The sequence below is a fragment of the Microcystis sp. LE19-8.1F genome (assembly GCF_027531715.1).
GTDB classification, from domain to species: Bacteria; Cyanobacteriota; Cyanobacteriia; order Cyanobacteriales; family Microcystaceae; genus Microcystis; species Microcystis wesenbergii_A.
Genome location: NZ_JAPZSO010000160.1, coordinates 1 through 23,348, shown reverse-complemented (window position 1 = coordinate 23,348; position 23,348 = coordinate 1). Strand labels below are relative to the sequence as shown.

The 23,348-nt window shown below is 43.5% G+C and carries 19 protein-coding genes and 1 pseudogene; 10 read left to right on the top strand and 10 right to left on the bottom strand.

Features of this window, described 5'->3' with window-relative positions:
- Positions 1-43 precede the first annotated feature (43 nt).
- From groL to O9334_RS15555, 3 genes are all read left to right on the top strand, one after another.
- Positions 44-1,669 (top strand): chaperonin GroEL, encoded by a 1,626-nt coding sequence (gene groL / locus O9334_RS15565; protein WP_288001006.1) that lies wholly within the window; start codon positions 44-46, stop codon positions 1,667-1,669.
- A gap of 629 nt (positions 1,670-2,298) precedes the next feature.
- Positions 2,299-2,874 carry a choice-of-anchor R domain-containing protein gene (locus O9334_RS15560; RefSeq protein WP_353737857.1) on the top strand — a complete coding sequence of 192 codons (576 nt, stop codon included), beginning with the start codon at positions 2,299-2,301 and terminating at the stop codon, positions 2,872-2,874.
- Positions 2,875-3,360: 486 nt separating this feature from the next.
- On the top strand, positions 3,361-4,137 hold the full coding sequence (locus O9334_RS15555; protein ID WP_288001004.1) for an RNA polymerase sigma factor SigF: 777 nt from the start codon (positions 3,361-3,363) through the stop codon (positions 4,135-4,137).
- Between the two features lie 128 nt (positions 4,138-4,265).
- On the opposite strand, the gene O9334_RS15550 is transcribed toward O9334_RS15555, so the two are convergent.
- The 3 genes from O9334_RS15550 to O9334_RS15540 all read right to left on the bottom strand — a co-directional run bounded on the left by O9334_RS15550 (position 4,266) and on the right by O9334_RS15540 (position 6,931).
- A complete protein-coding gene (locus O9334_RS15550; RefSeq protein ID WP_288001001.1) occupies positions 4,266-5,426 on the bottom strand; it encodes an aminotransferase class V-fold PLP-dependent enzyme in 1,161 nt (386 codons plus the stop codon).
- A 106-nt stretch (positions 5,427-5,532) separates the two neighbouring features.
- Positions 5,533-5,682: a hypothetical protein gene (locus tag O9334_RS15545; protein ID WP_193745603.1), complete on the bottom strand. Its 150-nt coding sequence runs from the start codon at positions 5,680-5,682 to the stop codon at positions 5,533-5,535.
- A gap of 115 nt (positions 5,683-5,797) precedes the next feature.
- The gene (locus O9334_RS15540; protein ID WP_190381723.1) at positions 5,798-6,931 is read right to left on the bottom strand and encodes an RNA polymerase sigma factor, RpoD/SigA family; all 1,134 of its coding nucleotides are present in this window, start codon (positions 6,929-6,931) and stop codon (positions 5,798-5,800) included.
- 741 nt (positions 6,932-7,672) lie between these two features.
- Here O9334_RS15540 and priA point away from each other — a divergent pair.
- On the top strand, positions 7,673-10,162 hold the full coding sequence (gene priA / locus O9334_RS15535) for a primosomal protein N' (RefSeq protein ID WP_190381803.1): 2,490 nt from the start codon (positions 7,673-7,675) through the stop codon (positions 10,160-10,162).
- Between the two features lie 70 nt (positions 10,163-10,232).
- On the opposite strand, the pseudogene O9334_RS15530 reads toward priA, so the two are convergent.
- Both O9334_RS15530 and O9334_RS15525 read right to left on the bottom strand, forming a co-directional pair.
- A pseudogene (locus tag O9334_RS15530) lies at positions 10,233-10,383 on the bottom strand (IS1/IS1595 family N-terminal zinc-binding domain-containing protein); the annotation flags it as partial.
- A 296-nt stretch (positions 10,384-10,679) separates the two neighbouring features.
- Entirely contained in the window at positions 10,680-12,782 is a 2,103-nt protein-coding gene (locus tag O9334_RS15525; protein ID WP_288000996.1) for a PD-(D/E)XK nuclease family protein, read from the bottom strand.
- A gap of 78 nt (positions 12,783-12,860) precedes the next feature.
- Here O9334_RS15525 and O9334_RS15520 point away from each other — a divergent pair, with 78 nt between their 5' ends.
- On the top strand, positions 12,861-14,198 hold the full coding sequence (locus tag O9334_RS15520; RefSeq protein ID WP_045358150.1) for a proton extrusion protein PcxA: 1,338 nt from the start codon (positions 12,861-12,863) through the stop codon (positions 14,196-14,198).
- A gap of 35 nt (positions 14,199-14,233) precedes the next feature.
- On the opposite strand, the gene O9334_RS15515 is transcribed toward O9334_RS15520, so the two are convergent.
- Positions 14,234-15,040 carry an Rpn family recombination-promoting nuclease/putative transposase gene (locus O9334_RS15515; protein WP_288000993.1) on the bottom strand — a complete coding sequence of 269 codons (807 nt, stop codon included), beginning with the start codon at positions 15,038-15,040 and terminating at the stop codon, positions 14,234-14,236.
- Positions 15,041-15,169: 129 nt separating this feature from the next.
- Complete coding sequence (locus tag O9334_RS15510) at positions 15,170-16,477, bottom strand: hemolysin family protein (RefSeq protein WP_045358152.1); 1,308 nt, start codon at positions 16,475-16,477, stop codon at positions 15,170-15,172.
- Between the two features lie 489 nt (positions 16,478-16,966).
- Between O9334_RS15510 and O9334_RS15505 the strand changes: the two genes are divergently transcribed.
- Positions 16,967-18,451 (top strand): polysaccharide deacetylase family protein, encoded by a 1,485-nt coding sequence (locus tag O9334_RS15505; protein WP_045358154.1) that lies wholly within the window; start codon positions 16,967-16,969, stop codon positions 18,449-18,451.
- Positions 18,452-18,637: 186 nt separating this feature from the next.
- Here the strand turns inward: O9334_RS15505 and aat are convergent, their stop codons facing one another.
- Positions 18,638-19,219 carry a leucyl/phenylalanyl-tRNA--protein transferase gene (gene aat / locus O9334_RS15500; protein WP_072024786.1) on the bottom strand — a complete coding sequence of 194 codons (582 nt, stop codon included), beginning with the start codon at positions 19,217-19,219 and terminating at the stop codon, positions 18,638-18,640.
- Between the two features lie 34 nt (positions 19,220-19,253).
- On the opposite strand from aat, the gene O9334_RS15495 reads away from it, so the two are divergent.
- Positions 19,254-19,595 carry a DUF8822 family protein gene (locus O9334_RS15495; RefSeq protein WP_045358156.1) on the top strand — a complete coding sequence of 114 codons (342 nt, stop codon included), beginning with the start codon at positions 19,254-19,256 and terminating at the stop codon, positions 19,593-19,595.
- A gap of 22 nt (positions 19,596-19,617) precedes the next feature.
- Here the strand turns inward: O9334_RS15495 and O9334_RS15490 are convergent, their stop codons facing one another.
- A complete protein-coding gene (locus O9334_RS15490) occupies positions 19,618-20,400 on the bottom strand; it encodes a hypothetical protein (RefSeq protein ID WP_045358157.1) in 783 nt (260 codons plus the stop codon).
- A gap of 653 nt (positions 20,401-21,053) precedes the next feature.
- Positions 21,054-22,049: a hypothetical protein gene (locus O9334_RS15485; RefSeq protein ID WP_288000990.1), complete on the bottom strand. Its 996-nt coding sequence runs from the start codon at positions 22,047-22,049 to the stop codon at positions 21,054-21,056.
- 159 nt (positions 22,050-22,208) lie between these two features.
- Between O9334_RS15485 and O9334_RS15480 the strand changes: the two genes are divergently transcribed.
- From O9334_RS15480 to O9334_RS15470, 3 genes are all read left to right on the top strand, one after another.
- Positions 22,209-22,499, top strand: coding sequence for a YiaA/YiaB family inner membrane protein (locus O9334_RS15480; protein WP_288000987.1), 291 nt, complete (start codon positions 22,209-22,211; stop codon positions 22,497-22,499).
- Between the two features lie 69 nt (positions 22,500-22,568).
- Positions 22,569-22,811: a hypothetical protein gene (locus O9334_RS15475; protein ID WP_288000985.1), complete on the top strand. Its 243-nt coding sequence runs from the start codon at positions 22,569-22,571 to the stop codon at positions 22,809-22,811.
- Positions 22,812-22,878: 67 nt separating this feature from the next.
- A complete protein-coding gene (locus O9334_RS15470) occupies positions 22,879-23,061 on the top strand; it encodes a hypothetical protein (RefSeq protein ID WP_288000982.1) in 183 nt (60 codons plus the stop codon).
- The last annotated feature ends 287 nt before the right edge of the window (positions 23,062-23,348 follow it).

Here is a 23,348-nt window from a genome sequence, read left to right as displayed (position 1 = left end):
TCTACCCTTGAAAACCCCTATTTTGCACGAATAACGATACATTATGGCTAAATCTATTATCTACAACGAAGATGCCCGTCGCGCCTTAGAAAAAGGCATGGACCTCCTGGCCGAAGCGGTAGCCGTCACCCTTGGCCCCAAAGGTCGTAACGTCGTCCTCGAAAAGAAATTTGGCGCGCCCCAAATCGTCAATGATGGCATCACCATCGCTAAAGAAATCGAACTGGAAGACCATATCGAGAACACCGGTGTGGCTTTAATTCGCCAAGCCGCATCAAAAACCAACGATGTAGCGGGGGATGGTACAACTACCGCCACCGTTCTCGCTCACGCTATCGTTAAAGAAGGTTTACGCAACGTCGCCGCCGGTGCTAACCCGATTTCTCTGAAAAAAGGTATCGATAAAGCTGCCGATTTCCTCGTCAGTCAAATCGCCAAACACGCGAAACCCGTAGAAGATTCCAAAGCGATCGCACAAGTGGGTGCTATCTCTGCCGGTAACGATGATGAAGTCGGTCAAATGATCGCCTCGGCCATGGATAAAGTCGGTAAAGAAGGCGTAATTTCCCTAGAAGAAGGGAAATCGATGACCACCGAACTAGAAATCACCGAAGGGATGCGTTTTGACAAAGGTTATATCTCTCCCTACTTTGTCACCGACACCGAACGCATGGAATGCGTTTTTGAGGATCCCGCTATTCTGATTACCGACAAAAAAATCGGTTTAGTACAGGATTTGGTTCCCATTCTCGAACAAGTGGCCCGTCAAGGTAAACCCCTAGTAATTATCGCCGAAGACATCGAAAAAGAAGCTTTGGCAACCCTAGTGGTTAACCGTCTGCGCGGTGTTCTTAACGTCACTGCGGTGAAAGCTCCTGGATTTGGCGATCGCAGAAAAGCGATGTTAGAAGATATCGCCGTCTTAACCGGTGGTCAAGTAATCAGCGAAGATGCGGGTTTAAAACTGGAAACCACCAAAATTGACAGCTTAGGTACGGCCCGTCGTATCACTATGAACAAAGATACCACCACCATCGTCGCCGAAGGCAACGACGTGGCAGTGAAAACCCGTTGTGAGCAAATTCGCCGTCAAATCGAGGAAACCGATTCTTCCTACGATAAAGAAAAACTGCAAGAACGTCTGGCTAAATTAGCCGGGGGTGTGGCAGTGATTAAAGTCGGCGCCGCTACCGAAACGGAAATGAAAGACCGCAAATTGCGCTTAGAAGACGCAATTAACGCCACTAAAGCAGCCGTAGAAGAAGGTATCGTCCCCGGGGGTGGTACTACTTTAGCTCACCTCGCTCCCCAATTGGAAACCTGGGCCAAAGAAACCCTACACCATGAAGAATTAACCGGCGCTTTAATCGTTTCTCGCGCCATTGCTGCCCCCTTAAAACGGATCGCTGAAAATGCCGGCCAAAACGGTGCAGTTATTGCCGAACGGGTGAAAGAAAAGCCCTTTAATGTCGGTTATAATGCCGCTACCGGTGAGTTCTCCGATATGTTTGAGGCGGGTATCGTTGACCCCGCTAAAGTGACTCGTTCTGCCCTACAAAATGCCGCTTCTATCGCCGGTATGGTTTTAACTACCGAGTGTATTGTGGTGGATAAACCGGAAAAAGAAAAACCCGCTGCTCCCGGCGGCGGTGGTGACTTCGACTATTAATAATTAGTCTGTTTTTTCTTGACTCGATCGCAATTAAGCGATCGAGTTTTTTTTTATAAAAAAACATCACTTCGGGTTAATATCGTCACCCCAACCCCTAGCAGGGGTAGGGTTGATTCATGAATCAACCCTACCTTGAATCAACCCTACTAGCAGGGGGGCGAGGGAGATTCGGCTAATCTAAGAATAAGCGGTTTAAATACGTCTTAGCTTACTTGATTCATGAATGAACTCTCATAGTAGCTTGATTCATCAATCAAGCTACAAAGCACGACGTTTTAAAAAATTTTCAGGTAAGTTGCCGTAGGAGTGAAACCCAACCACCGAGTATCTTACTCCCCTCTCCCTACAGGAATCCCACTTGGCACGACCAGAAACTGCCCGATGTTGCATACCACTTTCTAGCCATTTTGTCAACATTCTATAGAATTAAATATCATACCAGACGATAAATGATAACGATAACTAATCAATGGTTCCACAGAAGAGACGGCTGCGATAGGCTCATCTACATAATTTCTTAACTTTTTTAGAGATCATGAAAACCTTACCTGTGTCTTTGGTGTTGGCGGGCATTAGTGGCTCACTTGTACTAATGGGGGGGGGTAAACCCTGTCCGCGCGGCGGTTCTGATCGGGAATCTCCCACAAACGAATGATAATTTTGGTACTATTATTGGGCCTGATGTAAAAGCGATCGCCTTTACCCTGCCCGCGGGTAACAATTACAGCCTCGGCAACGTGATCCTGCGACTCGGGGACTACGAGAGTGGAGATGTTCCTCTCGTCCAGATCCGCAATGATGTCGGGGGTAGCGATCCGGGCAGTACCGTCCTCGCCAGTTTCACCAATCCCACCCCTCAAGGAACGGGAAACTTTGGCTACACCTTCACTCCCACTAGCCCCTTCACGTTTGCCGCCGTTACTAAATACTGGTTATACGTTACCAGCACCATTGCAGATTTCTTCTGGAACGCCTCTGATCCTAGCAGAACCCCGACGGGCATCGCCACGTCATCAGGATCCCGGGTTAGTAATAACAGTGGAGCGAGTTTCACTAACAGTACCCTTTTGAACAGTTTCCAGATCAACGCGACCGAGATAACCGGTCCGGTGGCCAGCACTCCCGAACCCAGTGCGATCGCGGCGTTGTCCCTGTTCGGATTGGGTTTACTGGGGGTTAAAGGTCGTCGGAACGAGGGATAAGTTGCCGGTGGTTGGGTTTCACTCTGTTCAACCCAACCACCGAGGATCTATGTCGGGTTTCGTTGCCTCAACCCGACCTACGAATTTACTATACTAATTTTTCCGTGATATTTGTCAGGATAATTTTTAGGGAATCGGTGACGGGGGATTGACTCATGAATTTCGGGGAATATTCGATCGCCTAGTAATATTGTACGCTAATGATCAGCAATGGCAGAGATGCTTGATTTTTCGCACCGCCACCCCCCAAGGGTTTGGGATAGGGGTGTAAGATGCCCGCTACGAATACAGAAAAATGGTATTAAATACTTCCTTTCCCTGGGTGAAATCACACAAGTTTTTATATAAAGGTTGTATCATAGTCAGAGTCAATGACATTGTTGCGATTGCTTTCCGCTTCTAATCTAGACTGTATTGGGATTGGTCAAAGCTAATTGCAATAGTGATCTTTTACAGTCAATGGTTTTTTAAGTCCTTTAGTACACTATGTCTATCCTCAATCAAGAAAATCTTAAGCTGGCAACCCTCACCCTGTTCCAAGAATACCAAAAAACAGGGGATAATAAGTTACGGGATCGGATTATGGAGTTAAATTTAGGATTAGTCAGAAAGGAAGCTCATCATTGGGTCAATCAATGCCATGAAAATTACGAAGATTTAGTGCAGGTTGGCTGTATGGGACTAATTCGGGCGATTAAGCGTTTTGACAGCACCAAAGGTAATGCCTTTAGTTCTTTCGCTATTCCCTATATTCGCGGCGAAATTCAACACTATCTGCGGGATAAAGGTTACACGGTTCGTATTCCTCGCCGTTGGTTAGATTTAGGCAGACAAGCGACAAATGTGCGTCGGCATTTCCAAACTGTCCACAATCGTCAACCCAATGATACGGAAATCTCCCGCGCTTTAAATATTTCCCTCGCAGAATGGCAAGAGGTAAAACTGGCTTTCCAAAACCGTGAACCTCTTAGTCTCGATGTGACGGTTAATAACGATGAAGATAATAATACTTGTTTAAAAGACCTCATTCCCGATCCCCATTATCGCAGCTTTCAACTATGTCAAGAGGATCGCATTCGTTTACAACAGGCACTCGCTCAATTAGAAGACAAAACCCGTCATATTCTCGAATTTGTCTTCCTTAAAGATCTTACTCAACGGGAAACCGCCGAACAATTAGGCATTAGTGTCGTTACCGTCTCCCGTCGGGTGAAAAAAGGTTTAGAAATTCTCAAGGAAACCATGACTCAAGAAGTATTTTAAGAAAATTATCGGTTCTCAACCCTTAAAATCTCCAAAAATCAGAAAAATGATCAAAACACACCTCAAAAACTTAATTTTTTGCATCTATATCTTAAAAACAACATTATTAGGAGTGGTATGATCCCAGCTTATCTTTGCCCAAATAGCAAGTAATTTAAAACCCCAGCTAAATATTCATACTGCTCGATCGAATTATAGTAGTGAGCAGAAATTCTCACAATCAATGATGCTTCTCCCCAAGCAATTATCGGCACTTCAATCTGATATTTTTCCCAGAGTTGCCTAGATAAATCTTCAGCTGCCCAAGAATAATGAGGAATTAGAATCGAAGACATCGATCCGATCATTGATTCTGGACAGGGATAATTGACCTGCAAGGCATGACAAAGCAAATTTCTGGCTTTTAAAACCAAATTACGATTCCTCGCCATCAGACCCAGTAAACCATGAATAGAGAGAGAATTTAAAAACTCGATCGCTTTTGGCACTGATAAATAAGCGGTGGGATCATCGGTTCCCATCCAAGCAAATTCTAACTGAAAACGGGAGCGATCTTGTCGAGGAGAATTTGCCCCATGGCTAATAGTTAAAGGTCGAATTATTGCCTGTTTATCCCCGCGAACATAGAGAAAAGCAGCCCCCTTGGGACTACATAACCACTTATGACAATTAGCAGTATAATAGGTGGGATTAATTTCTCTGATATTAAGGGGTAAAAAACCTAAAGCATGAGCGCCATCGATGAGAGTGTCAATGCCTCGATTATTTAATTCTTGCACAATTTCTGCGATTGGCCAAATTAAGGCCGTGGGACTGGTGACATGATCTAAAACTACTAATTTTGTCCGGGGAGAAACAGATGCTAAAATTGCTTGACTAATTTCTAAAGGAGACTGGACGGGAAAGGGAATTTTAGCGATAATTACCTTTAAACCCCATCTTTTAGCTATATGTTTAACTGCATTAGCACAAGCATTATAGGTCTGATCGGTGATCAGAATTTCCTCATTTTCCTGAAAAGTGAGAGAATTTAACACCGCATTCACTGCGGTGGTTGCATTGGGAACAAAGACTAAATCATCGCTATTTACACTGACTAAATCCGCTAATTTTTGCCTAGCAATATCTAATAAACCCTCTAATTCTCTCCCCAAAAATGCTAAAGGTTGCCTTTCCATTCGTTCCCGCAATTGTTGCTGATAATCCAAGACTATTCTAGGGGTTGCACCATAGGAACCATGGTTGAGAAAATAGATATTATCGGGAATTAACCAAGAATTTTTAGACATATTGAATTAATTTGATTTTATTCAGAACTAGAAAAAATAGCTGAAAAATTGCCTATGGTATTCAGCTTCTAACTAGCTAGTATATGACATAACAACCCATTTTAGATTAATCTGCCATGGTTTGAAAACGATGGATAATTTCAGTGACAAAAGTTTCTCCATCTATGAGAGGATGATTCTCTGGAGATTGATATTTTCCCGTTTTCACTTTCCGTTGAATTAGATGCTCTGGTTGTCGGGTAAGATGTAGCTTCATAGGTATTATGACTATCTACTGAGAAAATCAGCTTGATCTTAATTTTAAGCTAAATATCGACAAAAAAAGCTCTCCCAGAAAAAGGAGAGAGGAGAGAACGAGTTAGGAAAAATTATTAATGTAACCATCCTTTCAGACGACGCGCGACTTGAGGACGACGTAATTTTCGCATCGCTTTAGTTTGAATTTGACGTACTCGTTCGCGAGATAAATTGAACATTCCCCCCACTTCCTCTAGGGTATAGGGTTGACTGGTAGCTAAACCATAACGGAGGGAGATCACATCTTTTTCCCGTTCGGTGAGAACATCACTTAAAACTGCGAAAATTTCCTGACGCATCATCATCTCATTCATTTTATCTTCGGGAAGTTGTAGATCATCATCTTCCAACAGATCCACTAATTCCGTATCTTCTCCCTTACCCACACGATGATTTAAAGAGAGAGATTGACGACGCAATTGTAATAATTGCCGCAATTGTTCGGGAGTCATTTCTAATGCTTGCGCGAGTTCCCGTTCATTGGGATTGCGCTGTAAATCTTGCTTGAGAATGCGCTGCGCTTTTTTGAGTTTATTGAGTTTTTCGACAATGTGAATCGGTAAACGAATTGTTCGCGCATCGTTAGCAATGGTGCGGGTGATTGCTTGTCGAATCCACCAATAAGCATAGGTAGAGAATTTATAACCTTTACTGGGATCGAATTTTTCAGCCGCACGGTTGAGTCCGATCGCACCTTCTTGAATTAAATCTAGGAAAGGAACCCCGCGATTTAAATAGCGTTTAGCGATGGAAACCACCAAGCGCAAATTAGAACGAATCATCTTCCGTTTAGCTGTTCTTCCCCGATAAAGACGGTTTTCCAGTTGACGTTCATTATCTAATTGTAAAGCGATCGCCCATTCCGGTTTCGTCGGGGGACGATGTAAATTTTCTTGCAGTTTTTGGCGCACTTCTTCCGCTTCCATGAGAAACTTAACCGAGTGAGCTAATTCAATTTCTTCTTCCGCACTAAGTAGGGGATAACGGGCCATTTCTTTAAAAAATGCGCCAACAGTGTCTTCATTGCTGCCTTTATCGTATCCTGTTCCACTACCTGCAGCAGTGGTTTTTAGGGGTTCTGGTAAAGGTTCAGTCAGATCTTCGTCAGTTCTTTCCCCAAAATCCACGCTGTCCAGTTCTAAAGGATTTGTCTCCAGGGCAATGATTTGATTAAAATTATCATCGGCGGCTAGTTTAGAGATTTTCATAAGCAGTTATTGTGGTTATGGATGGAGTGGGATTATAATAGCGGGGAAAAACTCAGTTTCTCCCAATGGGATGATTGTTACATTGAATTTTCGGGGAGCAGATTTTTTAAACGTTTTCTTAATTAATGGCGGCCATTTCTGGGATATAATTACGCACTTCTGTGTCGATGGTTACAAATCGCCGCACCAGATAATCAGATTTTCTGGTAAATGGGAGGAGCTTTCAGTGTTTCTACTCATACACTCTAACTAAGGTTTTTGGTATTTGACTAGGTAAAGATCACCCTTCTTAACAATCAAGATAGCCATCAGCTTTTTATTACTATTCTTAGCTTTTTCTATTGAGAACCATTCTCACCTTTTGACTAACTATACTGGGATTTAATAGCTAATAGTCAATAATTATCATTAACTTTATCAATGCTTAAGGGTGGATAAAAATTCTTTTGGGAAGACTTCACGGGCTAAAAATCAAAATTTGTGGGCAAAAAAGCAATATTTAAAGTGTTTTTAGAGAAAATTAGCTAGTTTTATTCCCCTCAAGCTTTAAACTATAATTTAAATACCCCATTCTCCCCCCGCAACGCACACGCAGTGATCTCCCCACTTCCCACTTCCCACTTCCCACTTCCCACTTCCCACTTCCCACTTCCCACTTCCCACTTCCCACTTCCCACTGATAACTGATAACTGATAACTGATAACTGATAACTGATAACTGATAACTGATAACTGATAACCATGCTCGATCGCCATGCTACTCTAACTGTAGCGGAACCTCGCACACCTTACCAATTAACCACAACTAGACAACCGTGGTTAGAGGTTTTGGTTGATCGCCCTTATCCTAGAGATAGTCAAGAGGATCAGCAAATATTAACCTATAGTGTCCCCCCAGATTTAACGGTAGAAATCGGCGATATTTTAAGCGTTCCCTTTGGTTCTCAGGTAATTGGGGGAATTGCTCTTAGATTTCTCGAAAATTTGCCCGCAGGACTAGAAGAAAATCAAATTCGTCCCGTGGAAGATGTGATTACTAAGGGCTTTTTCCCCGATAATTATTGGCAGTTATTGACGAAAATCGCCCAATACTACGCAACAGATTTAATCACCGTTGTTCGCGTCGCTTTACCTACGGGTTTACTGCGAAGTTCCCAACGTCGCATCAGATTAAAACCAGAAGCGATTCCCCCCGGTGCAGAAGTTTTTTGTACTCCCCTCTCCCGTCAGATTTTATCCCTGCTCAAAAATCAAAAAGAAGGCGATTATTCGGCGAAATACCTGCAAGAAAAGGTAAAAAATGCCAATTACGGTATCCGAGACTTAGTTAAGCGCGGTTGGGTAGAAAGTTATCTAGAAGCGCCCAAAAGTCCCAATATTAAACAAAAAAAAGCCATTACCCTACTGATAACCGACTTTCCTACGGATTTAACCGAAAATCAGCGCAAAATTGTCGAAATTTTACGCCACCAGGGGGGAGAAATGTGGCTGCCAGAATTGGCACAACTTGCGGGGACAAAACATTTTAAACCGCTCATTGACAAGGGTTATGTAGTTGTTCAGGATCGGGAATTTCTGCGCTTATCCTCGGCGATTATGAGCAGGGATCAACCAAAAACACTCACTTCTAGTCAAAAACAGGCTTTAGAAGCCATTCAAACCCTAAAAGGTGGTGAAAGCGTCCTCTTACACGGAGTGACGGGATCGGGTAAAACAGAAGTCTATCTACAGGCGATCGCACCTGTCCTGGCAGCGGGTAAATCTGCCTTGGTTTTAGTCCCCGAAATTGGATTAACACCGCAACTAACCGATCGCTTTGTGGCCCGTTTTGGCGATCGAGTCTATGTTTATCATAGCGCCCTCTCGGAAGGAGAAAGATACGATACCTGGCGACAGATGTTGACAGGAACCCCGCAAGTTATTATCGGGACGAGATCGGCGATTTTTGCCCCTTTACCCCATCTAGGCATGATTATCCTCGATGAAGAACACGATAGCAGCTTTAAACAAAGTCAGTTACTCCCCACCTATCACGCGCGTACCGTGGCTAAATGGCGCGCTCAATTAAACCATTGTCCCGTAATTTTAGGCTCGGCCACGCCATCCCTAGAAACATGGCTAGAATCCCAAGTTAATCCCCGTCTTTACCTATCTTTGCCCGATCGCATCCAAAATCGCCCCTTACCCCGGGTAGAAATCGTCGATATGCGACGGGAATTGCAACGAGGCAATCGTTCCCTGTTTAGTCAATCCCTGCGTTCATCTCTGGAAACCCTGCGCGACAAGGGAGAACAGGCAATTTTATTTGTCAGTCGCCGGGGACATAGTACTTTTGTATCTTGCCGAAGTTGCGGTTATGTGCTGGAGTGTCCCCACTGTGATGTCTCTCTCTCCTACCACCACACCGAACCGGGAGCGCAAGAATTACTCCGCTGTCACTACTGCAACTATGGTCGCATTCATCCGAAACAATGTCCTGAATGCGGTTCTCCCTATCTGAAATTTTTCGGTACTGGCACTCAGCGAGTCACCCAAGAATTAAGCAAAGAATTTCCTGATTTGCGCTGCTTGCGTTTTGATAGTGATACCACCCGCAACAAAAATGCTCCCCGGGAACTATTAAAACTATTTACTGATGGTGAATTCGATGTCTTAGTGGGAACCCAAATGCTCACCAAAGGATTAGATATTGATCGAGTTACTTTAGTAGGAGTAATGGCAGCCGATGGTTTACTTTATCACTCCGATTATCGCGCCTCCGAACGCGCTTTTCAAACCCTCACTCAAGTAGCAGGGAGAGCAGGAAGGGGAGAAAGAGAAGGAAAGGTAATTATCCAAACCTATACCCCCGAACATCCCGTGATTAGAGCAGTGCAAACCCAAGATTATGAGGGTTTTGTCGAGACGGAATTAATGCACAGAGAGAGTTTAAATTATCCTCCCTACGGCAGTTTAGTCTTAATTCGCTTTAGTGGTTTAGATGGGGAAGCAGTGCAGAAAAGTGCCGAAAATGTCGCAGAGGAATGTGTTAATAATTTCGGTTCCGATTGGGATATTTTGGGACCTGCACCCGCAACAATTATGCGCGTGGCTAACCGTTATCGCTGGCAAATTCTGTTAAAATTATCGGGAGACAAGGCTGATATCGGTCGTCTTTTTCTTCCTCTGAAAAGCTTAGTTTTACCAAGGGTAAGTATGGCGATCGATGTGGACCCCTTAACGATAGAATAATCAAGGGTAGTGATTTTATTGTAGTGGTGATAGCTCAAACCTTTGCTAAATCGAGCAAGAGTTGATCAATTAATTGTTTGGTATCGGGAGAGATAGTTTTTATTAGTGGGATTGCTCACAAACTGGCCCCCACATTCTTGACATTGACGTTTGGGTTTCCCATTATGAATAGAACCGTTCTTGATCCTATGGTGAGAACCACAACTAGGACAAGGAAATATATTTGAGTAAGCCTTCCACGAGTCACAAAAAGATGTTTATCAGAAAAGTCATCATCAAGCTAGAGGTTTAAAGACTGATTTGATCCAATTATTTTTATTAATAAATATTTTACACACTTTATACCAAATAAGCAACCTGGCTCACCACTACTACCAAATAATTACTGGGAGTTATTACCGAATCCTGCGGGATAATTCGCTCAACATAAAAAACGAAAACCACATTAAAGTTTTAAGCGAAGTAGTATATCATTTTCCCTATCGTTTCTTTTTGCTAAAATCTCAATCCCGATAATTCAAGTAATACTATAATTATAGTCTTTTGCCGCTTGTACTAAGGATAAAAGTTGTCCAGTTTGCTCGGTTCCCGATACTCCTAAATCACTGTGACAGAGGATAACTTTTTCGCTTACTCTTGCTAATAAATCCCTTAAAATTCTCTGTAAACGTGCCTGATTTTCCTCTAATTCTGCTTCTGCTGTCCAGCGTTGATAGGGACTTTTTCGCCAAAAAATTGGTGCGGCAAAAAGAGTAGCAGCACCTCCTTGTTCCCAGAGTGGGGAGGAACAATCTAGCCAAAAATGCCAACGATGACTAGAACGAAAAGAACGATATTGAAAGATATTGCCTAGGGTAACTGCTGAGGAAGATTTAATAAATTGTCGCACAGGATAGGGATTAGCGGTAATTGTACCACGGCGCAAAAGTTGGATAAACTGACTAATAGTTTCGCTGGGACTTTGAAAAGAGGGTTCACTCTCACGCAAACGGCGATCGATCTCCCAAAAATGTTGGGCAGTTTCCATTAATTCTCGCAAAGCTGCCAAGTGATCGAAGGGCAAATTTTCCCCATCGTTTAATAATTGTTCGATCGCCTGATTTAAGACAAAAATCGGGAAAAGTTTGGCTTCCTGCTGCCGTTTTTTCATCCCTTCGATCCAGTGACAAATTCTTTCGTAGGCAGTACAAGCTTTTTGTCCTAAGCGATCCCAACGGGGAAAAGTTTCGATCGCTAATAAACGAGGATTTTCTGGATGCACTTGATAACAATGATCGGCAATTAATCCGGCGCGAACCGGATCGATATCGGGAATTAAATTTCGTTCTTCATCCCAGCGATAACGGCTAAAAATCACCAGCATTTCCGCTATGGCCTCTTGGGGGGCTAAACGCCCCAAATTTGGGTAAACAAGGGCGAGAAGGGTCAATAATGCCCGAATCAGAGGACAACTGATCAGGGGTCGTTGTTCGTTGAGGGGTTGAACGGCTATCCCGGCACCGGTTAAAATTTCCATCAGGCTATAACGGGCGATTTCGTCTAAACCAGGAGCAATAACGGCGATTTCTTCGGGTTTTACTGCTCCTTGCTTGACTGCTTGAATAATAGCTGTGGCTGTCTTCCGTAACAATTCGGCGCGAGAGGTGGTTTGCACGGAGATGAATTGATCGGGAAGATTGCCAAGATAGTTACCGTCGCTGATTAAGGAGAGAACCGTCTCGCTAAACTGAGCAGCTAACCCTTCGGTGGTAGATAATGGCATAATTTGACAGCGTGCCGCTAATTTTTGTAGATAATCGGGATCGGCAGTTAATCCTAAGCGAATTTTTCCCTGGGGATTGTAGGTAAAAACGCTAAAACAATCATGATCGAGGAAAAAACTGAGTAAATCCTTGGCAATAGCCGGATAATCGTCCACATCGTCCGCAAAAACTCCCCGGAAGCGTTTTAATAGTTGCTGCTGATAACGACTATCAGGAAATAAATAGCGCCAATAGAGTTCGTAGATGATACCATAACTTAATAAACCACGTTCTAGAGACCAATCACGCCATTGAATGATTAATTCTCCCACTTTTTCTGGTTTTTCCTGCTCATTAATCGCTAAAACTCGTTTTAAATCTGTTTCTGATAATCCGTCGGCTAATCTTTCGGGTATCTTTTCTGCGGGAACACCACTAGCGCCGGCTAATTGTAACAAATCGAGAACTTGACGCACGAAACGATATTCATTTATGCTAGGAAGCTGGAAGAATTTAGCGATCGCTGGTTGCCAGAGACGGGTGGCGAGTTCCTGCTCCGTTTCTGGGCGTAATCGGCGGGGAAATTGCGCTTTTAGCCCTAAAGACTCGAAAATTAACGGCCAAAACAGGATGACTTCATCGGTGAGAAAACCTAAAGGGGTTTTGCAGAGAATCGGATAGCTACCCTTAACAGCAAGGGCTAATTGATCGGCTAATTCTCGTTTATTATCATCGTTGGCAGCGAAAACTAAGATCGATCGAGCAAGGGGGGATGATTTTGATCGATCGCGAGACACCCAGCGCCGAAATTCCCCGACTAAAGCGGTGGTTTTGCCCGATCGCGGGCCACCTTCGAGCCAAATTGGTATGATTGACATCGTTTTTTCTCGATTGAATTTGTTAAGATGACTGATCGGTACTCTAGCTTTTCTCCCTTGTGGAAGTAATTGTTTCCTATGAATCTTAATCGGATTTTGCAAGGTGTTAATCAATGGTTATTACAAACTCCCGAACGTTCTTTAGATGAGGCGTATCATGCAGCTTTGAAGATTAAGGAGATAGAAGACAAGCATTTTCAAGGGCGAAAAGTGGCGAATGAATTCTCGAATTATGGCAGCAGCACTAATTCCTATTTTATCGCAGAAGTTAAAGGTTATCTGCAAAAAATTAAAGTCAGATTGACGGAGTTTAAAGCTAGTCGCTCGATCGTTAATACCTTCGGACCCAATCAACCGACAATTAATAATGGGGTGATTACTGTCACCACAGATGTTTGTCTGAAAAAACTTCAGTTTATCGATGGTGTTATCGGAAAATATCAAGGTAATTATTGGCAAGAAGAGCTTGAAGATGTCCCCAAAAGTCTCCAGACCCGAAATGTTGAGCGGGAAACAGCGAAAATAAAGACTTCTCGAAATCGCTCTTTTTTAGCAGCGGGTAGTCTTGAAGAGGAGGAAATAATCAAAAATAATAAATCGCAAAAAGCCACGGAAAAACCGGGGGTTTTACCCCGTTCTTTTGTCAATACTTTTAATCGCATTAAGCAGGAAATCGATCCCCAAGCGGAGGAATCGGAGGAGGCAGTTTTAAAAAGATTTCGCAATTCTCGTTATAAAACAGCCATTTCTCTCAAGTTTATTTTACTGTTAATTATTGTTCCTTTATTAACCCAGCAATTAACCAAAACTTTCCTGATCACCCCCTTGGTTAATAAATATTTCCAACAACAGGAACAGTTTATTTTTATCAATCAGGATTTAGAAGAAGAAGCTTTTTCGGAATTGAGAAGATTTGAGGAAGCTTTACATTTTCGAGGTATGATTGGTTTAGCCCCCAAATTATCTAAGGAAGAAATCGAGGGAGAAATTACTAAAAAAGCGGCGGTACTAAGTGAAGAATTTCGCCAACGAGGTTTAAATGCGATCGCTAATATTTTCGCCGATATTTGTTCCCTGATTGCCTTTGGTTTTGTTGTCGCTTTTAGTCGTCGGGAAATCGAGATTGTCAAGTCTTTTCTTGATGGCATTCTCTATAATCTTAGCGATTCAGCTAAAGCTTTTTTAATTATTCTCTTTACCGATATATTTGTCGGTTTCCACTCTCCCCACGGTTGGGAAGTGATCCTAGAAGGTTTAAGTCGTCATTTCGGTTTACCGGAAAATCGCGAGTTTAATTTTCTCTTTATCGCCACTTTTCCCGTTATCTTGGATACAGTCCTAAAATATTGGATTTTCCGTTATCTCAATCGCATTTCTCCCTCGGCAGTGGCTACCTATCGTAATATGAATGAATAGGGTAAAATCGGGGAGAAACTTGTTAATTTACCCTTCTAATTTTGGGAGGATAATCTTGCTGCTGTTTCTTGTACTTTGGTAGGTTCTAATTGCAAAGCAGTGGCAATCTGTTCTATACTTAAACCTAAAGCTAGTAAACTGGCGATCGCTTCAGTTTTAGCTTCTTCACGACCTTCTTCACGACCTTCTTCTTTAGCTTCTTGATAAAGTCGAGTTTGTCTGAGATCATCTAATCCGAACATAGCTTCTAACTCCGAGCGACTAAGATTAGTAAATTTATAGGCCAGGGTTCTTTCAATTAATTCTACAACTTTTTGCTGGAAAACTAGATCATCAATTTCAGCGATCGCTTTTTCTAAAAGTGGTTTTCCTCGTTGCTGTGCTAATTGGGGTGTAGCGACGATTAACTGAATAATTCCTAAACCCAGAGACGGATGCGGATTATCGATTAATTCGTCTAAATAAATACGTCTGATCTGTCCCGTTATCTCAAATCCCCGCAGTTGATAGGGAAAGTTATTATCCAGATTCCTGGAGGCAAATAAAGCTACAGCTATCCAATCCTGAACGGGTTTATACTGATTGAGATAGATGACAATTTCTGTTAAAAATCGCCAATAAAAATCACTTTTATCCTGAAATTGCACTTCAACAAAGTAAATAATTAGTTCCGGTGCTGCTGTGGTCGGTAAAAAAATACCGTCAAAACGACGCGCTAATTCTTTGATTTCTCGGGAGGAGAATTGATAATTTTCAGCTTTCTGGGTTGATTCTCCCAGTAATTCAAAAATTAACCCCGGAAAGGTTTGCAAGAGTTGATAAAAAATTGTATCGGTCTTCACAAGCTTGAAAAAATCTAGATGTTTACTAACAATTAAGTAGGTAGATGTTAAAAATTGTCAGACACCCCCCTTATTAAGGGGGGATTAAGGGGGGATCTATCTTCAATTTAATTATAACCGGCTACTTACTTACAAATCATCCAACAATAGCGTGACTAACACCTTATCGACGCGATTACCGTCCATATCCACCACTTCCAAGCGCAACCTTTGCCATTCAAAATGATCGGCAGCCCCCGGAATCCTGCCAAGATGGGTAATAATAAAACCACCTAGAGTGTGATAATTGCCCTGTTTTTCCCCCGGTAATTCACTAATTTCAAATAATTCTTTAAAATCTTCGATCGCCACTGTACCATCGATCAACCAAGAACCATCTTCCCGCTGCACGATCTGAGCATCTTCAATATCATCTAATTGGGGTAAATCGCCGACAATTGCCTCTAAAATATCCTTGCGCGTCACCAATCCTTGAATCACCCCGTACTCATCCACTACCAAGGCAATATGATGACCACTTTGCTGCACCAATTCTAAAACCTTTAAACCCCTGGTGCTTTCCGGCACAAAAAGCGGCTGTTGTAAATCCTTTGTTAGGTCGAAACTTTCACCGGTTAAACAATCGGCTAATAAGTCTGTGACTTCGATTACCCCCAAAACCTCATCTAAACTGCCCTGACACACGGGAAAACGGGTATGATTGCTCTCAATCAGCTTCTGGCGGTTAATTTCGGCACCATCTTCCAAATCTAGCCAAACAACATCCGGGCGCGTGGTCATAATCTGACTGACTCGGCGATCGCCCAATCCTAACACCCTTTCCACCATATCCTGTTCTGCTTCCTCAAAGGTTCCCGCTTCGGTTCCCTGTTTAAGCATAATTTTCAATTCTTCTTCCGTAATTGGGGAATCATTATTATTACCGCTAATCCCCAACAAACCGAGAATCAGATTAGTCGATTGACTCAAAAGATGGACAACGGGCGAAACAATTTTTGATAGCTTATCGAGAGGACCTGCAACGAGGATAGCGATTTTTTCGGGATTACTTAAACCTAACCGTTTCGGGACTAATTCCCCCACCACCAGGGATAGATAGGTAATAATTAACACCACTAATCCTAATCCCAAAGCTTGACTGTAGGGGGCTAAAACGGGAACTTGCGCCAATAATTGCGCCACACTGACCGATAAATTAGCTCCTCCGTAGGCCCCGGCAAAGATTCCCACTAGGGTAATACCAATCTGCACCGTTGATAAAATTTGATTGGGATCATTGGCCAATTTTAAGGCCACCGCCGCCCGTCGATCATCTCTGGCTAATTGTTCCAAACGGATTTTGCGGGCCGAGACAATGGCAATTTCCGAGAGAGCAAAGACTCCATTGAGGAGAATGAGGAAGAAGATAACAAGAATTTCGGTAGTCGCCGAGAACATGGTTAAAAGTTACAGGTAAAAGGGCTGATGAGTAGGTAGGTGTTAAAAATTGTCAGATTCCCCCCTTATCAAGGGGGGGGATCAAGGGGGGATCAAGGGGGGATCAGAGGCAAAATCTATCTTCTATTTAATTAGAACCGCTTACTTAGTTGTTTGGATCATAGTGCGAGGATCGGTTAAGTTCAGTAAAGAATCATCTTGATTTTTAACGAGTTACGAAGGCTTGTGTCTGGAGAGGGGGTACTCTCAGTATAAATGGGATAGGATAAAGTTCGCGCTCTTAACTCAGTTAGCAGTGAACAGTCAATAGTGACCTGTTGCCAGTAAAAAAAGTTGTCCCCCAGTCAAGCCATCAGCCATCAGCTTTTCGCGCATCAGTTTCTCGCCCCGTCTGAGATAACCGAACTAGGGAAGTTGAAAACCCGATATTTTAGCTGATAGCTGCCAAGAGTGGGGACAAACTATCTCAATCTATTCGTCTGAAAAATTATGATCGCTACACCCGTATCATCGAAATCGAACGCTATCACGGAAATCCGCCCTGGACTACCGACTATTTGCGGTTGGGAACAGGAAATCGCGGCGATTGTCAATCACGATGATCCGATCTTTTTACCGACAACAAATCTCAAATTAGACAATATTAAGGCTGGTTTTGCCTGTGCTTTGCATATGCACCAACCCACCATCCCCGCGGGTGTTAACGGTGAATTAATCGGCAATCTCCAGCATATGTTCGAGAATCAGGGGGATGGTGATAACCATAATGCCAGTGTTTTTGCCTGGTGTTACAGTCGCATGGGCGATTTTATCCCGGAATTGGTGGCGGAAGGCTGTAATCCCCGGATTATGCTCGATTATTCCGGCAATCTCCTCTGGGGTTTGGTACAGATGGGACGGCAGGATATCCTCGATAAACTCAAACTAATCACCTGTAACAGTCAATATCAACCATCTGTGGAATGGTTGGGGACGATGTGGAGTCATGCGGTGGCTCCTTCCACACCGATTCCCGATCTAAAATTACAGATGCAAGCATGGCAAACCTATTTTGCCTCGATTTTTGGCCCGGATGCCCTGAAACGGGTCAAAGGGTTCTCTCCCCCAGAAATGCACCTTCCTAACCATCCCGATACCCTCTACGAGTATATTAAAGCCCTGAAAGAATGCGGCTATCGTTGGTTATTGGTACAGGAACACTCGGTGGAAAATCTCGACGGTTCGGGATTGAGTCAGGAACAAAAATATATTCCTAATCGCCTGGTGGCGCGCAATTCTCGGGGTGAAGTGATTGCCATTACTGCTTTGATTAAAACCCAGGGTTCCGACACCAAATTAGTCGCCCAAATGCAACCCTACCACGAGGCCAAATGCCGCGGTAAACAGCAAATCGGCGGCGTTTGGGTTCCTTCCCTAGGTTCCCAGATTGCCGACGGTGAAAATGGTGGCGTGATGATGAATGAATTTCCTCGCGATTTTCCCAATCCTTGGCGGGAAATGCAGGGGGGTTCCAGTGTGGCAGGATTTAACGGTACGGAATATCTGGAGTTAATCGAGGCTGCTGGCGTTAATCCCCAAGATTATCCCGCAATTCAAGCCGTACACCAGCATAAAATCTGGCAGCGAGTTAATCCGGATGCCGCTACCCCGGAAGCAGTAGAACAGGCGATCGCTGAGTTAAAACAGACCGACCACCGTTTTACCATGGATGGGGCATCTTGGACAAATGATCTCAGTTGGGTGCGCGGTTACGAAAATGTCCTCGAACCGATGAACCAATTAAGCGCTCAATTCCACGAGAAATATGATCCTTTAGTACAGGCGGATCCTAGCTTCACCCGACGGCCGGATTATCTGGAGGCACTGCTTTATAATTTGCTCGTGCAAACCAGTTGTTTCCGTTATTGGGGCCAGGGTACTTGGACCGATTACGCCCGCACTTTATACGCAAGAGGCGCGGCCCTAACCCGCTAGGATAGTAAGGTATCTAGGACGCAGAATCTGCGTCCTAGTAGTACATAAATAGGGTTGGCCGAATAAATCTAAAAACCTTGTTGAATAAGACTTTTAGACTTTTTGTCAATCCAAAAGTGCCGGTCCTTGCAGTGATCGGGGGGAAAATTTAGGTACACCTGAAAATGGGTAAAACCCCACCCCTACTTAAACAAAACGGCAATGCTTGAGCAGAGCGCTTTCCAGTAGGGAATGATATTCTTTTTCGGAGATAGTATAGGCCCCAAATCTAGCCAGATGTGGATTTTGCATTTGGGCATCAAATAGACAGAAATCCCGTTCTCTGAGGTGTTCAACTAACTTGACCATGGCTATCTTAGAACCATCGGGAATTTTATAAAACATCGATTCCCCGATAAAAACCCCGCGAATTGCCAAACCTAAAATCCCTCCCGCTAATTGATCCCCTTGCCAAGTCTCGAAACTGTGGGCCCAGCCGGCTTGGTGTAATTGCTGATAGATTTGGATTAACTCCGGGGAAATCCAAGTCAGCGAGCGATCGGCACAACCGGCACAAACCCCAGCAAAATCGCGGTTAATAGCCACGCTAAAGCGATTTTGATTCAAAACTCGTTTTAGGGACTTGGGATAGCTAAAACGCCGATCAAGAGGGATAAGAGCGCGATTTTTACTAGAATACCAATCCAATCGCCCCTCCTCATCGGCCATGAGAAAGTAACCGCGTGCGTATCCTTGTATAATAGAGGCGATATCCACGACTCCCCCCAAGAATTCAGTCTCGTAGCCTGATCATTCTCTAATTATGCCTGATCATCCCGCACCAATTCCGCCCATTACTTTACCACCGATCGAAAATCCCCAACAGGAACAAACTTGGCTGCGAACCGCTTTGCATCGTTGGTTAGATGCAGAATTTATTCCCGAAGCTATTAATGAAACTATCGCTGAACGCGCTAGTCAAATTTTTCTGCGTCAGCGCTTGGAAGGGGAAAACGATCTCGGTAGCTTGGTAATTGCGATCGTTACCGAGATGCAAGCTTTTGACTTTCGCGAAAGTTTTTATAGTGAATTTGCCATCGCTAACGCCGTCAGTGATTTAATTTTAGATAGTTTAGGGATCGATCGCTGTTGTGGGCAAAGTTAGACAGTTTTTCTCGGCTATTGGATTAAATTGCCAAGGAATGATCGAGCGTTGCTTGCCGACGTAAACAATTCCAGTAGGCTGCATAGAGGTCTGTCTGTTGACCGCGCAGGGAAGCGATCGCAGGTGCGGCGGGAAAAGGCCAGAGACGATCAAAAACCACTTCCCGATGAGCCAGACGAAACTGTAGCAAGTAAACAGAAGCAGGAGCCTGTAAATTATCCAGTAATTGCGCTGCCAGCCGATATAAAGACTTAAGACTCTCTCTTTCTAGACTAATCGGTTGACTGTAGGCGTTGGGGATCATACCCTCCCCGATCACCTCACCGTATTCTAAACCCTTAGATGTCACTGTGATCGGCAACCAAAGATCCCCAAAAGAAGAATCTCCCTGACTGGTTTTATAGTGCAGGGTATGGGCAACCCAAGCGCGTCTTTCCTCGATATCCCGACAAGCTTGATAAACTTTTTTACCCGGAAAATTCACCCAATTGGGTAATTGAATTGTTAAGGGACACCAGATTAAATTATTTTGGCTGGTTTTACCCGACTCCATTTTCGACCACAAAGAAGCCGTCCCCGTCACCTCCACCGCCAAGGATTTAGGAACGGCGTTTTTTAAGGCAATCACCATCTTTTCGGTAACGGGCGATAGCCGAGACATCTGACCACTGGCTTGAGCTTCGGCATTAACGAGAATGATAACTTTGTCCATTTCTTCTTGTGATTTGGGTGAACTTGAACGAGCAGCGGTGAGGTTGGTTAAAAGTGAGAATTGACTGGGGTTCAATGCTTCTGTAGTCGCCATGGCAAAAGCTATTTCTCTGGATTTTAGCGGATTATACAAGACCGTAACTATTTTTTACGGATTTTTTCAACAACAACCATATTCGAGGCAGGATTTTGCTGCTCCCCCTCATAGAATACCCTAATTGACACTCCTAGGGCACTAAGCGCTTCGGGATTCTTTGGTTCCGCCGAGTTTCCTCGATCAAGGCAGCCGGTATGCACAATCGCCACTTGGGGAGCCCCCAAGACCGCACTGGCTTGCCAGCGTATGAGTTGTTATACTTTGCATAAACGTCACCGCACCGCTTGATACCAAATCCGTTTTTAATAAGCTGTACTTAATTTAAACTGCGTCCAGGAAATTTTAGTACAAATGCTCAGACTTCCTCTCCCTGCTCCCAACTCCAGCACTCCGGTGCAGTCTTAACGAGTAATTTAGATAGTCAACAGCTTAGTATGATTAAGTAGGATTTGCTGAATAAATCTAAAAACCTTGTTGGCTAAAACTTTTAGACTTTTTGGCCATCAAAAAGTACCGGATATGGGAGTGATCGCGGGAAAAATTCAGGTACTTTTTCCCTGAAAATTAGGTAATTGACCCCCTCAAAATCGGTAAAACCCCACACCCCACTCCCCACTCCCCACTCCCCACTCCCCACTTCCCACTCCCCATTAGAATTGAATTTTACTCATGTCTAGGGATAAAAAGCGATCGAGTCCTAAATACATCCAATAAATAGAGTTTGGGGATTCCTGAATAGTTTTTTGAAATCCCAAGGCGGCGGCTAATTTCTCATAATCGGGATGAATAATCAAAGTATGTAAATCGCAGAGATTAGGAAAATCTAAGGTCATTATCTGGAGAGTTTTTTGGGCATCTTGCAGGAAGATTAAACGATATTTTTCTAAATAATTAGCATCAATCATCCAACTGCGAATAAATACCGAAAGACAATTTTCATCTCCCACAGATGCCATTTTAAAAGGATCCTGTTCGTTGATCGCACTTAGATGTAAACTCTTGTTAGGAGAGGTAAAAAAATTGGCTTCCGACTCGTTGGCAGTGGGATAGAGGAGATAAAAACCGACGGGATTAAGATTATCTACCCGACGCAAAACTCGCATACCTGTGGTGTAATCTTTTGACCAACCCCGCAACAAACGAGAAATGCGATGGGGAATTGCTTCAGCATTGCGATTCATCCAGTTATAATTGCGTGTCAGCAAGTTAGCCACAGGAATCGCATCACAACGGGGATTAAATTGATCTAATTGCAATTCTACAGATGATTCCGAGCTATCAGGCTCTAAAATCCCCGTAATTGGCTTGATTTTAATTCTGGTTGTGTTGCCGTCAAAAATTTTTTCGATTAAACCAAGGGCTGCTAACTTATCTAACATCATACCCGCCGAGCGTTCGCTGCCCTGGTCCTGATCCTGATAAAATAAATCCGATGCTTGCCGATGGGTACAGATAATCGCCGTGGTGGGAAAAATTAACTGGGATAAGGGGGGTTTTGCCTGTCCCTCCTTGGTGATCGCATAAATCCAGAGACGCAGAAAACAAGTGGCACGCACCCGGGTTAATCCCACTCTCCCCACCAAGCGCTCGATCATTTGTTCTTGTTTTTCCCAAGAATACCAAATTTTCAGGTGTTTGCTCTCCATCTTTTCGGTCCTAGATTCTGACAACAATTATACTTTATACTTCACCCCACTTCACCCCAATTCACCCCAGTTCTCAACCCTCCCCCTACTAGATAGCGCTCATTGTTGTTGCACCTCTAGAACCGACAAAATGGTTCCAGAAACATTTAGGAGACGATCATGAACGATAAAAAATACGGTACTGCTCCCAGTCATACTCAAGCGTGGATTTTTCAAACTTGGTTATCTTTTCTTGTCTCTATTTCTGCCACTTCTTTAGGAGTTATTTATCTGCCGGTAGATGCGTGGATTAAAGGTTATTTAGGCATGGGTTTACTATTTAGCGTCGGTTCCACCATTAATTTATCAAAAACTGTCCGCGATGTCGAAGAATCTAAACGCTTAATTAATCGCATTGATGAAGCAAAGTTAGAACGGATATTGAGTCAGTACGATCCCTATAAGGAGTAGTTTTTTCCAGTTATTGTTTATCATTTTTTCGATTATTCTCACTCTTTTTTCTGACTTAGGAGAGTTTATATGCTATTCACAACTAATCTCATCGGTGTGACCAAAGGAATAATTTCTCTTTTACAAAATCCCAGTAACATTATGTCTGTATATGATATTGAAGATGGCTTAAAAGAGAGTTGGTTACAGCGATTATCTTTGCAATATGTTAAAAGCGATCGGGAGCATCTCACCTTTGTAACTCCTAAATTAAGTTTTATGTCAAGCTATTTTGAAAGCCTTGCTAGAAGCAAGTTTCATCGACAAGTATAATTACTCACTTGCATAAATGAGATGCCTCCTCCCTAACAAATAAACAAACCAATAGATACTTGAGGCAATGATGATTGCAGAATTAAATACCCGGTTAGAAGCTCACGAAAAAACAACCGAAGAGATAAGGGTACGGAAAGAAGATATCGACCGGCAGTCGGCCGAGTTCCACCAGTGGATGACCGGAATCAAAGCAAGGTTGGATGCGATCGCAGGCAAGATCGAACGGGCCAAAAACAACACCAAGTAGAGCGAACGCAAAGCGCTCGCTACGCCAGATCGCATTCTCTCGCTCAAAGGAAAAGGTGCTTCATGAGTTTATTGTCGGCAAATCGATCGCTTCGACCAACTAACCGAACATAAGCCCACCTTATCATTCCGACAAGAAATACTTTTGTCAAACCCCTTTACAAACCGTTACAAACTCTTTAAGATAGAGACATCATCAATCAATCGTACCTCGATAACTTAATAGGAATCATAAACCAATGACCACCACTCTACAACAGCGCGAGAGCGCTTCCCTGTGGGAGCAGT

What these genes read in the sequence shown, in the direction of transcription:
- O9334_RS15480 (WP_288000987.1), top strand. Translation starts at nt 22,209, where the DNA reads ATGAACGATAAAAAATACGGTACTGCTCCCAGTCATACTCAAGCGTGG.
- O9334_RS15475 (WP_288000985.1), top strand. Translation starts at nt 22,569, where the DNA reads ATGCTATTCACAACTAATCTCATCGGTGTGACCAAAGGAATAATTTCT.
- priA (WP_190381803.1), top strand. Translation starts at nt 7,673, where the DNA reads ATGCTCGATCGCCATGCTACTCTAACTGTAGCGGAACCTCGCACACCT.
- O9334_RS15540 (WP_190381723.1), bottom strand. Translation starts at nt 6,931, where the DNA reads ATGAAAATCTCTAAACTAGCCGCCGATGATAATTTTAATCAAATCATT.
- O9334_RS15555 (WP_288001004.1), top strand. Translation starts at nt 3,361, where the DNA reads ATGTCTATCCTCAATCAAGAAAATCTTAAGCTGGCAACCCTCACCCTG.
- O9334_RS15495 (WP_045358156.1), top strand. Translation starts at nt 19,254, where the DNA reads ATGCCTGATCATCCCGCACCAATTCCGCCCATTACTTTACCACCGATC.
- O9334_RS15520 (WP_045358150.1), top strand. Translation starts at nt 12,861, where the DNA reads ATGAATCTTAATCGGATTTTGCAAGGTGTTAATCAATGGTTATTACAA.
- O9334_RS15510 (WP_045358152.1), bottom strand. Translation starts at nt 16,477, where the DNA reads ATGTTCTCGGCGACTACCGAAATTCTTGTTATCTTCTTCCTCATTCTC.
- groL (WP_288001006.1), top strand. Translation starts at nt 44, where the DNA reads ATGGCTAAATCTATTATCTACAACGAAGATGCCCGTCGCGCCTTAGAA.
- O9334_RS15545 (WP_193745603.1), bottom strand. Translation starts at nt 5,682, where the DNA reads ATGAAGCTACATCTTACCCGACAACCAGAGCATCTAATTCAACGGAAA.
- O9334_RS15505 (WP_045358154.1), top strand. Translation starts at nt 16,967, where the DNA reads ATGATCGCTACACCCGTATCATCGAAATCGAACGCTATCACGGAAATC.
- O9334_RS15550 (WP_288001001.1), bottom strand. Translation starts at nt 5,426, where the DNA reads ATGTCTAAAAATTCTTGGTTAATTCCCGATAATATCTATTTTCTCAAC.
- O9334_RS15525 (WP_288000996.1), bottom strand. Translation starts at nt 12,782, where the DNA reads ATGTCAATCATACCAATTTGGCTCGAAGGTGGCCCGCGATCGGGCAAA.
- O9334_RS15470 (WP_288000982.1), top strand. Translation starts at nt 22,879, where the DNA reads ATGATGATTGCAGAATTAAATACCCGGTTAGAAGCTCACGAAAAAACA.
- O9334_RS15490 (WP_045358157.1), bottom strand. Translation starts at nt 20,400, where the DNA reads ATGGCGACTACAGAAGCATTGAACCCCAGTCAATTCTCACTTTTAACC.
- O9334_RS15485 (WP_288000990.1), bottom strand. Translation starts at nt 22,049, where the DNA reads ATGGAGAGCAAACACCTGAAAATTTGGTATTCTTGGGAAAAACAAGAA.